This is a genomic window from Chryseobacterium sp. DZ-32 (genome assembly GCF_059587025.1).
The window spans coordinates 12563-25692 of the sequence record NZ_JCAIOM010000023.1; the positions used below are offsets into that span (position 1 = coordinate 12563).

A 13130-nucleotide genomic window follows, 5' to 3' on the forward strand; every position below is an offset into this window, starting at 1 on the left:
TATGCTGATTCTAATCGCCGAAGACGACGAACTGATTCTAAAAACGATTGAACACAAATTATTAAAAGAAGGGCACGAAGTGATCCTGACCCGAAACGGGAAAGACGCTATTGAAACCCTTAAAACGAGAGAGGTAGATCTGGCTATCACTGATATTATGATGCCTTTTGCCTCCGGAATTGAAATACTTTCTGCCATTAAAACCATGGGCAAGCAGATACCGGTAATCATGCTTTCCAGTATGGGGCAGGAGGAAGTAGTATTGAATGCATTCGATTTGGGCGCAGCCGATTTTATTGTAAAGCCATTCAGTCCCAATGAATTGATATTAAGAATAAAAAGATTTTCTTCAAAATAAACTACAGCCATGTTTCTCACCACTTCTGTGCATTTTCTTTTTCTTGTTTTCCTGGGAATGCTATCTTTAGTACTTTTACTGATCATCGTTGTACTGATCTACAGCTTTTATCAGTACAGAGAATCTATCCGGGTTTTAAGATGGTCTGAGGTGATCAATAAAAAGATCTCAGAAGTGATTGTATATGGTGAAGAAGAATTGGCTGCAGACACTAATTTTTCAACAGCATCTGGTAGTGCTTCATTCAGAAATCTGTTTCTTCAGAAACTGGCAGAATCCGAGAAAAAATTTTCCGGAGCAGCACAGAATAAACTTAAAGATTTATTTCATGAATATGGCCTTCAGGAAGAAGCATTGAAAAAACTCAATCAAAAGAAGGAACATATTATTGCAGGAGGAATACAGGAACTTACCGCCATGCACGTACAGGAAGCGTTGCCAAAAATTTCTACATTTTTAACCCATCCTTCAGCTCAGGTGTATCAGGAGGCGCAATATGCAATGGTTAACTTTAAAGGATTCGAAGGTCTTCATTTCCTGAACAGCATTTCCTCCAAAATATCAGAATGGCAGCAGCTTCGTCTGCTTATTTCCGTAACACATATTCCGGAGAATTCCCGAGACAGCATTAAAAGCTGGATGGAAAGCTCTAATGAATCCGTAGTTATTTTTACCCTTAAACTCTTAAGAAAATTTCAGATATTATCACTTTATCCAACAGTGACTGATTTGTTGAATCATCCATCTGCTGATGTACGGATTCAGGCGGTGCAAACTTTATTATCGCTGGAAAATTCTTCAACAATCGCTGATCTTATGGAAATCTATCCCCATCAGCCAGCTGAAGTACAGAAAGAGATTCTCAAAGTCATGAAAAAGTCAAAAGACCAATACAGTACGGATTTTCTGAAAGATCAGTTATTGGAAAATCCAGATTCAGGGATAAAAGTATATGCAGCAGAAGCTTTATGTGCATTGGAGAAACAGGAATTACTGAAAGAGATATCCCAAAAGGAAACCTCTCCTGAAGAATTAATTCAAATTATTAAATACGCATTACAGGAAAAAGCATGTTAGAATTCTCACACATCATCTATGAAGTTGTTATCTGGCTGTTTCTGATTTACGGAACAGCAGTAGCCCTTATCTATGGCTGGATAGGAATTTATGCGCTTGGCGCTGTATTACGTTATAAAAAAGAAAATACATTTACAGACTACAGCATTATTGCGGCCAATCCCAATGCTCCGGTATTCAGCGTTATAGCTCCGGCATATAATGAAGGAATGACCATTGTAGAAAATGTACGTTCACTGTTATCCCTTTACTATCATAATCTGGAAATTATCATTGTAAATGACGGAAGTAAAGATGATTCCATGCAAAAGCTGATTGAGGCTTACGAACTTGAGTCTGTAGCTTATTTTATTCAGGGAAAAATTGAAACCAATGCGGTAAGAGGAGTTTATAAAAGTAAAAATCCGGCCTTCAAAAAACTGATTGTTGTTGATAAAGAAAACGGAGGAAAAGCCGATGCCTTAAATGTTGGAGTCAATATTTCTTCCGGAGACTATCTGGTCTGTATTGATGTTGACTGTATTCTCGAGCAGGATTCGATTTTAAAACTCGCAAAACCAATGCTGGAGCAGACTGATAAAAAGTTTATTGCCTGCGGTGGAGTGATTCGTCTGGCCAACAACTGTGTCATTGAAAACGGAAAAGTAGTAAGTGTCAATATGCCCAAATCTCTTTTGGGAAGAACACAGGCATTGGAATATATCCGGGCTTTTGTACTGGGACGTATGGCATGGTCCAGAGCATCAGGACTGATCCTGATCTCCGGGGCTTTTGGAGTCTTTGACCGGAAAATTGTACTGGCCTGCGGCGGCTATGATAAAAACACAGTGGGAGAAGACATGGAGCTGGTGGTAAGAATGAGAAAGTACATGGAGGAAAAAAACGAGCCTTACGAAGTACTTACCATTCCGGATCCGCTATGCTGGACAGAAGTTCCGGAATCTAAAGATATTCTCAGAAAACAACGAAACCGATGGATGCGCGGAACCATGGAAACTCTGTGGAAACACAGAAAACTCATGTTCAATCCGAAATATAAAAAATTAGGAATGATCAGTCTTCCTTACTGGTTCTTCTTTGAATTTCTGGGGCCGCTCATCGAATTTTCAGGGTATATTATCTTTATCATCTTTTTATTGCTTGGGATTATCAACTGGCCCTTCTTTCTGATCTTGTTTGCCCTCGTCATCTCAATGGGATTCCTCTATTCCATCTATGCGATATTGGTGGATCTTGTCAGCCATCAGGTTTATACCAAAAGGAAAGACTTCCTTAGACTAATTTTTACCGCTTTTTCCGAACCTTTTTATTTTCATCCTATTGTCGTAAAAGCAGGCGTTAACGGATTTATAGATTATTTCAAAAAATCCCATGGCTGGGGCGAAATGACAAGACAGGGCTTCAACCAAAGCACACAGCATTTACCGCTGAAAGAAAGGATATATGCCATTCTTCAGGCAGGACTTAAAAAATGGGGAATGCTGGCATTGGCTTTCTTTGCCTTATTTTTATTAGGAATAACCGCAGAATCACTGTGGTACAAATATACTTTTCCAAAATTTGAAACATCAGCCATTATTGGTCATCTTTTCTTAGAAAACATTTTATTTGCGCTTCAACTGACATTCTGTGTCGGAATTATATATCTGATTATTAATTTTGTTAAAGAAGGATGGGCAAAAATTCTGGGAATAATCACCCTGGTTATTGTAGCAGTTACTCAATATATTTTGTTCCTGTATTTTTCTGAAACCCGAAATGTTTTGGGTGCCGACCTTTTATACTACAGCAAAGAAGAGATGAAGCAGATTTTGCAGGCAAGCGGAATGCTGAACTTCAAAAACTTTGCATTGCTGGGAATTTTAATCGTGGGATCCTTGATTCCTTTGTGGATTGCAGGAAAAGGAGCTTTAAAATCAATCTATCCGGGAATAATACTATTGATTTTCGGGTTAACAGCATTTTTTATTCCTTCCAATGTAGTGGGAGCAAAGATTTTGAGTTCCGAAAGTGAGTTTAATCAAAATGCAGCAAAAAGTAAATGGGCTTATTTTTTTAAATCCAATAAAGACAATTTTATCAGCGACCATCCGGAACTCACTGAATTGCTGAGTGATAATGAAGATTTTACTGCCAATGCAGAAATGATTGATAAAAACTATCCGTTCTGGAGAAAAGAAAACACACCGGATTTTTTAGGTTCTTACTTTAATCGATCTGAGAAAGTTCCCAATCTTGTTTTTCTTGTGATGGAAGGTTTCGGACATGCGTATACTTCCCCAAAAGGATATATCGGAAACTTCACTCCTTATCTTGATTCACTGTCCCATAAAGGATTGTATTGGGAAAACAGTTTAAGCTCAGCAGGAAGAACATTCGGAGCATTACCGTCATTAACAGGATCTCTTCCTTTCGGAAAGAACGGCTTTCTTGAAATAGAAAAAACACCGGAGAATTTCAATCTTTATAATATCCTTAAAGCAAACGGTTTTGAAACAGGATTTTATTACGGAGGTCATGCATCATTTGACCGCTACCGTGAGTTTCTGGAATACAGCGGAGTAGATCATATTATTGACCAGGCTTCCTTCAGCAGTCCTTACCGTAAACTTCCTGCCAACAACGGGGAGAGCTGGGGATATGAAGATCAGGCTGTTTTAAGTAAAATGCAACAGCAGCAGAAACCACAGAATCAACCGTATTTCAATATGATACTTACGCTTTCAACCCATAATCCTTTTTTAATCAACAATAAGGATTATTATGAAAAGCTGTACAATCAAAGGCTTAATTCAGGAATTTTAACTCCTGAACAGAAAAAATGGGCATCTGCCCACAAAAATCAGCTCATTTCGGTATTGAATGCAGATGATGCAATGAAAGATTTCTTTGAAAATTACAGCAAACGACCGGACTTCAAAAACACCATTTTCATCATTACAGGAGATCACAGTATGCCTGAAATTACATTACAGTCTAAAATTGACAGATTCCATGTGCCATTATTAATCTATTCTCCGTTATTAAAAGAATCAAAGCGATTCTATAAAACGGTAAGTCATTTTGATATTGCGCCTTCGATTCTGGCGTACTACAGAAATAATTATCAAATCAAAACACCTTCTACCGTTACATGGGTAGGACGTGGCTTTTCTGCAGATTCTGAAATCAGCAAGGCCGGAATCCCTATGATGCAAAGTAAAAACCAGCTTATCGATTTTGTTTCTGAGAAATATTATATCCATGACGGGCAGCTTTTCACCCTTAAGAACATGGAGGAAGATAATTCCAATGATGCAGCATCCCTGAACAAGATCAATACCCGGTTCAATCAGTATAAAAGCATGAATGCCCGGTTTTATTCCACAAAGAAACTGATGCCGGATTCGGTAATGGTTAATTTTAAGAAAAAAACAAGGTCAAAGTTTTAAAACTTCCGGGTGTAACCTAAAGTAATGTCAAACTGATTTCCTCTCTCACCAGGACGGAATTCCTGGTTATAATACATGGTTCCTAAAGAAAAAAGATTGACAGAACGGTAAGAGAAATTATACTCAGCACCTATTTTAAAGGTTTTAAGCTTAAAGGTTTCATTTTCCAGAAGGTTATTTCGGTATTCTTCCGGGCTTATCCCGGTTCCGATCTGAAAGGCAACATAATCCTGAGCGCCTTTTGTGTAATATCTCACCGTTCCGGTATAAGAATGTGAAATATTTTTATTGTCAGGTGTAATATAAGTACGAAGGTTGAACCAGAAATTTTTATAATATTTTCCTACAGCCGCAGTATACATCCAGATATTGTTGCTGAAATGAAGCTGACGGTAACCCAGCTCTGCCTCAAAACTATGAGGAAGATTGGCATTCAGGGAAACTCCGGTACGGTATTTCGGAAACAGACCTACATCATCAGAATATCCTCCGCCAACATATAAATAGAACATTTTGGAAAGTCTTGGATACGCTTCCAGCTCAATCTGTGTTCCGCCTTGTGCAAACTTATTGGCATAATTGCCACGAAGGATTACAGAACCAATAGATGTAATTCTTTTGTAACTTACTCCCACAATATGCCAGTCATCATCAAACTGCTTGTCAAAATGGGAATAGTTGTAAATAATTCCAATAGCATTTTTAGAAGACAGATCCTTGATTCTTACTGCAAGAGCCCTCGCTTCTGTATTTTTGGGATTAATAGATAATAGAGTGGTTACCGCTTTGTCAGCTTCTTCATAATTATCCATTCCAAAATATACTTTTGCCTTTAGCAGCAGTAATGCCTCAGATTTTGAATGATAAGAAAGTCCTTTATCTATAATTTCAATTGCCTTTGTATTCTGATCATTCCAGTATTCCAATGAAGCATACGCCAGAAAATAATCTTCATCCTGAACCTCTCTTTTTCCGAGATCTTCAAACACAGCTCTTGCCGCTTCAATATCTTTATTCCAGGTATATAACCTTCCCAAAAAAACAGAAATATCGGTATAATTGGGAGCTTTTGCCAACGCCTCTTTTGCCAGGGCAATAGATGTAGTATAATCTTTCTGTTCAAAAGCGGTGGTGCGGGCTTTAACAAACAGTTCATCAGCAGTAAGATTCTGCTGGCTATACATGGTAATGGGAAAAAGTAATGCTAATAAAAAGGTCGGATATCTTTTCATCGAAGTTTATTATTAATGAGCTACATCTTTAACACAAATATATTGAACTTTTATCTCTCTACCCAGAGATTATTCACCAAAACTTATCTTTTTAAGATTATTCTTCCACAAAATATCAAATAACAGATATTTATGATGGAATAATTATTGTCGTAATTGAAAATAATTGATTTTCTAAAAACCTTCCTCATGAAAATAGCAACCTATAATGTTAACGGAATCAATGGCCGGCTTCCTGTTTTACTGAAGTGGCTGAAGGAAGCTTCACCAGACATCGTCTGCCTTCAGGAGCTAAAGACCCCACAGGAACGTTTCCCTATACAGGAAATCAATAAAGCAGGATATCAGGCGATATGGAAAGGGCAGAAAAGCTGGAACGGAGTAGCCATATTGGCCAAAAATAAAGAAATAACTGAAGTACAAAGATCTTTGCCAGGTAACGCAGAAGATGTTCAAAGCCGATATATAGAAGCGATTATAGATCAAATGGTCATCTGCTGCCTGTATCTTCCCAATGGAAATCCTTATCCGGGACCTAAATTTGATTATAAATTGTCCTGGCTGAAACGTTTTAAGAGACGAACCAACCAGCTTATCAAAATGGAACTTCCCGCCATCCTTATCGGCGATTTCAATATTATTCCGGAACCTGTTGATGTTTATAAACCTGAGCGCTGGGAAAATGATGCCTTATACAGAACAGAAGTAAGAAAAGCATTTAAAGAACTCCAGAAAAAAGGCTGGCTGGATTCTCTGCGAAGTCTTTATCCTGATGAGAAAATCTATACATTCTGGGATTATTTATACAAAGCCTACGACCGCAATGCAGGAATGAGGCTTGATCATATTTTATTAAGTCCTTATCTACAGCCCAGACTGACTTCCGGTGGAGTAGACACACATGTACGGGGTTGGGAAAAAAGCAGCGATCACGCTCCGGTTTGGATTGAACTTTCGGATCATCCCTGATAACTGAAGTTCATATATAAAAAACTCCCGGAATAAACCAGGAGTCTTTATATGATATCTATTTTAACTATTAAGATTGTTTGCGGCGGCGGCCTGAAACCTTTTTGTCAAGATCCCTGATATCCTGTCTCAATTCACGGAACATCTCTTTAAAGTTGTAGCTCTCATAATCACCCGGCTCGAAATCTTCCGGGAAAATTCCTGAAGCATATTGCCAGATTTCCACTACTTCTTCAAAAGGGATATCATAAGGCTCATAAAATGAATTATCAGCACTTACACAAATTGCATTTTCCTTTCTTTCTTTAAAACGTTTGTAGGTAATTCCGTCATTTAAAGTAACAAAAACATAGGTTTTACCCTGTTTCAGTTCATTGATTCCTTCTACATATTTTCCTACAATATAAGATCCGCTTCTGAAAGGAGGCATAGAATCACCATCCGCAGGAAAAGCCCTGTATTTACCATTGGTAAGAAAAGGAAGAGCAATACGCTGAAGACTTTCGATGTATTCTATATCGCTATAACCTTCCAGATATCCCATTGATGCCTTCTGAGGAATAATTTCTATGGTATCATTTCCATGAGTATCCACTGCAACCGGAAGAACGATTCTGTTATCCGGAAGCTTTAACATTTCATCTATCGGATGCTTCTCAATATCTACTGAAAGCATAAGGTCAATACTCACATGGAAATATTTTGAAATTTTTACAAGCAGTTCGATAGGAGGCTCCGAAATTCCGTTTTCATATTTTGAATACCGGACTCTTGAAATCATGAGTTCATCGGCTACATTTTGCTGGGAGAGCTTTCTCCTGGCTCTTAAAAAGCGTATATTATTTGAAAAAACTGACATTGATATAAGTATGTCAGCAAAAATACAAAATTTGATTCCTTTATCAATCAACCCAAGTGGGTTTTACCCGATAAGAATACAAATTTCATTGATGTTTTTTTATTTTTTATCTAAAACTAGGAAATCCAGGTATTTCAGGTCATCCATTTTACCTGTTACAGCACCATTGGAAACTGTTTTAGTCACATTGAAAAATAAATATCAATAATTAACATTTAATGCAAAAATAATAACTCTAAATTCCACAAATTGAGTTATGCTTTTTAACTTTTAGAAAATCAATCACATATAAGTGAAAATAATATTATCAATTATTTGTATTTATATTAATGAAATATTAAATAATATAAACATATAATTAATTTATTTAAAATAATTTGCAATTTCATTATTATTATTCATATATTCGTGATGTAATAATCATATAAAATTATAGTTATGAAAAACTTAAAAAAATTGGACAGAAACGAATTAAAAGCTATTTCAGGTAACGGATTACTAGATCCAATCGGCGGACTTCTAGGTGGACTAGGAGGAGTAGTTGGTGGAGTAGTAGGCGGTGTAGGTACTATCGTTGGTGGCGTAGTTACAGGCGTAGGATCTACAGTAGGTGGAGTAGTTGGCGGTGTAAGCACTGTTGTAACTAACGCTTTATGCCAGACACAATGTGTTGTTAATGGTGTAATCCACATCAAATTACTTGAGTGCGGATCAACTTGCTAGTCAGAAAGCATTACATGTAAAAAACAGACCGCCCTTTTCAGGGCGGTTTTTTTCTTATCCATATCATTCCTTTTCAGTGACTTAGATTTATTAAATGGCTTTTGATAAACCGCAATAAAGCAACAATGTTGCATTAATAAATTTAATTTTCTAGCTTTGCCGAATCATTAAAGTATATGCATATGAAAAGGACCTTTTATTTTTTGGCAGGCAGCTCACTTATTTGTTCGTCATCACTTCTGAAAGCGCAGAAAATTATCCCCGAAAAAAGAACGGTAAAAGACATAGAGTCCATTCAGGTACAGGGAAAAACAAATTATAACGCTGCCAATATTTCAAGAAAAAAACTGGATTTCATTCAATCCAATACACTGGGAGAAACATTGAGTAAAATTCCAGGAATTCAAAATTCGGGATATGGACCGAATTCCGGAGCTCCCGTTATCAGAAGCTTAAGCGGAAACCGGGTAAAAATACTGGAAAACGGAATGGCAGTGAATGACCTTTCGGGATTAAGCCCGGATTTTAATACGGATATCGAAATGAACAGTGTTCAGAATATCACTGTTTACAAAAATTCTGCATCGGTTTTGTATGGTGGAAAAGCTATTGGAGGAGCTGTAGATATTGAAACAGATTATATTGCCAGACAGCTTCCGGAAAAAAAGATAAATTTCAAAGGCCTCCTTGAAGGAGGCAGTAATAGAGGTCAGAAACAGGCTTTTTCAGCCAGAGGAATTATTGCTAAAAACTGGGTCTGGACGGTTGGAGCATCCAATCAGAAGCAGGAAATAGTCAGAATTCCGGGAAAATCAAAAGACGGCAGATGTTATGATCCCGAGCTTGTAGGTTTCAACAGTATTTTACAGTCACTTTGCCAGATCAATGTAGATTCCAGACGTGTCCTGAACAAGAGCCTTTTTCCTTATATCAGCCAGTTTGCCAAAGATCATATGATAGAGTATGAGCTTTCGGAAGATGATCTGTATACATTCAGTTCCACGTATTACAATCCTGCTGACGGTAAATATTATCCCAACCCGAAAAACGATTTGTATGTTCCTGGTCAGGATGCCGTGAAAGACCGATATAAAAGTGAAGTAAACGGAATCAAAGATTATGTGGAAACAAAAGATGGTGAGATCCCCAACAGTCATTCGGAAAGCAATTCATTTTATGTAGGCACCAGTTATATCGGAAAATCATTGTATGCAGGAGGCGCGTATCAGAATTCTTACTCCTATTTTGGGGTTCCGGGATATGCAATCCCTAAAATCCCCAAACATAGCCATGGAAAACCACAACCCAAAATAGAATATAGTCCCATCAACATCAGAAGCCTATCTCATAAAGCCATATTTGAATCCGGTTACAAGTTTACCCATTCTCCGATTTCAAGCATCAAACTGAATTATATGGGGGTATTTTCAAAAAATGCTGAACTTCTGGATCGGTACCGTGCCAACCAGTTTACTGTGAATCAACACAATGGACGCCTGGAAATCAACCAGCAGAAATTACAATTTCTTACCGGAACTACGGGGCTTGAAATACAATACAGAGATATGGAAGGCACCGGAGGCCAGAGATACTTACCCAATAATATAAGCCGTGAAATTGGAATCTTTACCATGCAGCACCTTGATTTTAATTTTCTTCAACTGGATCTTGGGTACAGAAACGATCATGTACAACGCAGGGCAGAAGCAGATAACAAGTATGTCAGAAGCCGCGGACTTTCCGGAGGAAAACTCAGTGACAGAGATTTCACTCTTCATCAGTTCCATAGTTCCGCTCAATGGACTCTCTTTAAAAAAGGGTATCTGAAAGTACAATACAATCACTCGGAAAGAGCACCGGAGGTGAATGAGCTTTATTCAGGAAACAATCATTTTGCGATCCTGACAGAAGAAAATGGTGATGATACACTGGATAAGGAAACAGCCAATACCGTTGAAATCGGGACCGGAGTGAATCTGAAGAACCTGCGGGTATCTGCCAGCTGGTATCATACTTCTTATAAAAACTATATTTATCTTGCCCACACCGGAATTTCCAGAGAAGTTTTTCTGGTAAAAGAATGGCGCTCCGATGATACGGAAATCAATGGAATTGAAGCGGAAGCTGCTTATAAAGCAGATCTCGGAAAAGCAGGAAAGTGGGAGATAGGCGGATATTATGATCTGGTACGAAATATAAGCGTTGCCGACAGCTCCATAAGAAAATGGAGTGATGGCGATTATATGCCCAACATGCCTACCAGCCGTTTCGGATTCAATCTGGAAGGAAATGTACAGAACTTTAGTATGAATGTAAGTTTAGACCATTATTTAAAACAAAAATATTTAGGAAAGAATATCAATCCTGAGCTTCCTATGCCGGCATTTTCATTGCTAAATGTACGTTTGGCCTATAAGGATAACAGTTTAGGCATAGGTGATCTGGAGTATTATATTATAGGAAATAATCTGCTGAACACCGAGGCAAGACTTCAGAACTCTCAGTTAAAATTTCTCAGCCCGCTTCCCGGAATTACTATTTCCGCCGGTGTGAAAATCACCATATAAATCAATCTGTTTTCTGCAGTTATTATTACTTAATAGCTGCAGATTTTTTTTAGGTTATCCATGTAAAACCACCTTTTTTAGGATACAGACTATTTCTGGTAGTTTTTACGCTGTTTTTTATACAAAAATTAATCAAAAAAAAAGAAAAAAAAGAGGGAAAGACTTTTAATACGACGAGTTTTGTCGCTGTGCGCCAGTACCTTTGTATCAGAGATAAGATAAAGAATCCCGGGAAATTAATTGTCTTACCCAAACCAATTTTAACCTTAAAACAACTTTTTTAAATTATGTGTAAAAAACAACTAATAATCATTTTTCTCCTTTTATTTTGCATTTCCTATGCGCAGAATGAATTTACTACCATCTGGAAACCCAATGCAAACGGCGTCATTGATCATTCAATAAGATTCGGCGGCACAGGAACCGATTACACCATTTACTGGCACGAAGTAGGATATCCTGAGCATAACGGGATGTTTGATTATGTAAACTCCATCAGTAGTGAGCCTTTACTTATATATTTTGGGCCATCATTCCATCCAGATCCTCTGCAGGCCACTTACGAATTAAAAGTATCCAGCGGTAACGGATCATTTTACGGATTCAGGGCCAATACCGAAATCATACCTCCGGGTGGAAATCAGGAACTTATAGAACTTAGCCAGTGGGGAAATACGACATGGCTTCAGCAATTCGACAGAGCATTCGCCAACTGTCCCAATCTTAACGTAACGGCTGCAGATACTCCTGATTTGACACAGATAACCAGTTTATCACAAATGTTCCTTAACTGTTCATCTTTGACAGGCCATACTTCATTTTCTTACTGGAATCCATTCCGTATTACGGACATGAGCGGTATGTTCAGCGGAGCGACGCTGTTTAATCAGAATATCGGAAACTGGGATACGGCAAAAGTAACCAATTTCAGCAGCATGTTTTCTTCTGCATCTTCTTTCAATCAGGATATTTCTGCCTGGAATACGATATCCGGAACTGATTTTTCCTCCATGTTTGCAGATGCCACCGCTTTCAACCAGCCATTAAATTCATGGAATACAGAAAATGCGACTAACTTCCGCTATACATTCTATAATGCGGAAGCATTTAATCAGCCCCTTGATAACTGGAATACAGGTAAAGTGACAGATTTTGAGCATATGTTTGAAAATGCAGTATCGTTCAATCAGCCCATCGGAAACTGGGATGTAAGTAAGGCTGATTATTTCGCCGGATTTAATATGTTTGCTGGTGCTTCACATTTTGACCAGGATATTTCTTCGTGGAATATCAAGCTTCAAAACTTCAGCTGGAATACAATCTATTTCGGATTAAAAAATGCAGGCTTATCATGTACGAATTACAGCAATTTTCTCATCGCTCTGAATAATAATCCTACCTGGGCGAGCTCAACAATAACGTCCGGAACTATAGATGCAACAGGATTGGTTTATTCTACACCGCAAGCGATGCTGGCCAGAGCCCAGCTGATCAGCAAAGGGTTTAATATTATAGGAGATTCCTATATTTCAGGTTGTTTTCTGTCAACAAGAGAAGCTTCTCCAAAAACAAAAACTTCCGCTTATCCTAATCCAACGACAGGAGTGATCAACGTGGAATCCTCAGTAGATGAAAATGTTTATTTATATGATAATAACGGTAACCTCATTAAAAATATATTGTTCAGAAAAGGGAAAAACACCGTCGATCTGACTGAATATCCTTCAGGAGACTATATCTTTAAAGGTGATACTTTTTTCCATAAAATCACCAAGCAATAGTAGAACAGCCGAAAGGTTAGCTATTTAAACCCTGCTCCAAAATCTGCGGATTTTGGAGCTTTATGGTTTTCCTCATTTTATATATAAATAACTGTGTTATATTTGTGTACACTGGAATAATCAACTGCAAACT

At 37.8% G+C, this 13130-nt stretch carries 9 protein-coding genes; 7 read left to right on the forward strand and 2 right to left on the reverse strand.

Going from position 1 to position 13130, the window contains the following annotated elements; translation table 11 throughout:
- Window position 1 precedes the first annotated feature (1 nt).
- From AC59HC_RS20400 to AC59HC_RS20410, 3 genes are read left to right on the forward strand one after another with little or no spacing between them, the layout of a single operon-like run.
- On the forward strand, window positions 2-358 hold the full coding sequence (locus AC59HC_RS20400; RefSeq protein WP_110011584.1) for a response regulator transcription factor: 357 nt from the start codon (window positions 2-4) through the stop codon (window positions 356-358).
- 9 nt (window positions 359-367) lie between these two features.
- On the forward strand, window positions 368-1435 hold the full coding sequence (locus AC59HC_RS20405) for a HEAT repeat domain-containing protein (protein WP_343641654.1): 1068 nt from the start codon (window positions 368-370) through the stop codon (window positions 1433-1435).
- Complete coding sequence (locus AC59HC_RS20410; protein WP_482400235.1) at window positions 1429-4866, forward strand: sulfatase-like hydrolase/transferase; 3438 nt, start codon at window positions 1429-1431, stop codon at window positions 4864-4866. Before AC59HC_RS20405 ends, AC59HC_RS20410 begins: the two co-directional genes overlap by 7 nt.
- Here AC59HC_RS20410 and AC59HC_RS20415 read toward each other — a convergent pair.
- Entirely contained in the window at window positions 4863-6098 is a 1236-nt protein-coding gene (locus tag AC59HC_RS20415; protein WP_411413137.1) for a YaiO family outer membrane beta-barrel protein, read from the reverse strand. The genes AC59HC_RS20410 and AC59HC_RS20415 overlap by 4 nt on opposite strands.
- Window positions 6099-6287: 189 nt before the next feature.
- On the opposite strand from AC59HC_RS20415, the gene xth reads away from it, so the two are divergent.
- Complete coding sequence (gene xth, locus AC59HC_RS20420; protein ID WP_343641660.1) at window positions 6288-7067, forward strand: exodeoxyribonuclease III; 780 nt, start codon at window positions 6288-6290, stop codon at window positions 7065-7067.
- 70 nt (window positions 7068-7137) lie between these two features.
- On the opposite strand, the gene AC59HC_RS20425 is transcribed toward xth, so the two are convergent.
- Entirely contained in the window at window positions 7138-7926 is a 789-nt protein-coding gene (locus AC59HC_RS20425; protein WP_202840564.1) for an XRE family transcriptional regulator, read from the reverse strand.
- 438 nt (window positions 7927-8364) lie between these two features.
- On the opposite strand from AC59HC_RS20425, the gene AC59HC_RS20430 reads away from it, so the two are divergent.
- The 3 genes from AC59HC_RS20430 to AC59HC_RS20440 all read left to right on the forward strand — a co-directional run bounded on the left by AC59HC_RS20430 (window position 8365) and on the right by AC59HC_RS20440 (window position 12997).
- Complete coding sequence (locus AC59HC_RS20430; protein ID WP_002979306.1) at window positions 8365-8649, forward strand: bacteriocin-like protein; 285 nt, start codon at window positions 8365-8367, stop codon at window positions 8647-8649.
- 182 nt (window positions 8650-8831) lie between these two features.
- Window positions 8832-11216, forward strand: a complete 2385-nt coding sequence (locus AC59HC_RS20435) for a TonB-dependent receptor (RefSeq protein WP_496559249.1) — start codon at window positions 8832-8834, stop codon at window positions 11214-11216.
- A gap of 287 nt (window positions 11217-11503) precedes the next feature.
- Window positions 11504-12997, forward strand: coding sequence for a BspA family leucine-rich repeat surface protein (locus AC59HC_RS20440; protein WP_496559250.1), 1494 nt, complete (start codon window positions 11504-11506; stop codon window positions 12995-12997).
- Window positions 12998-13130 lie beyond the last annotated feature (133 nt).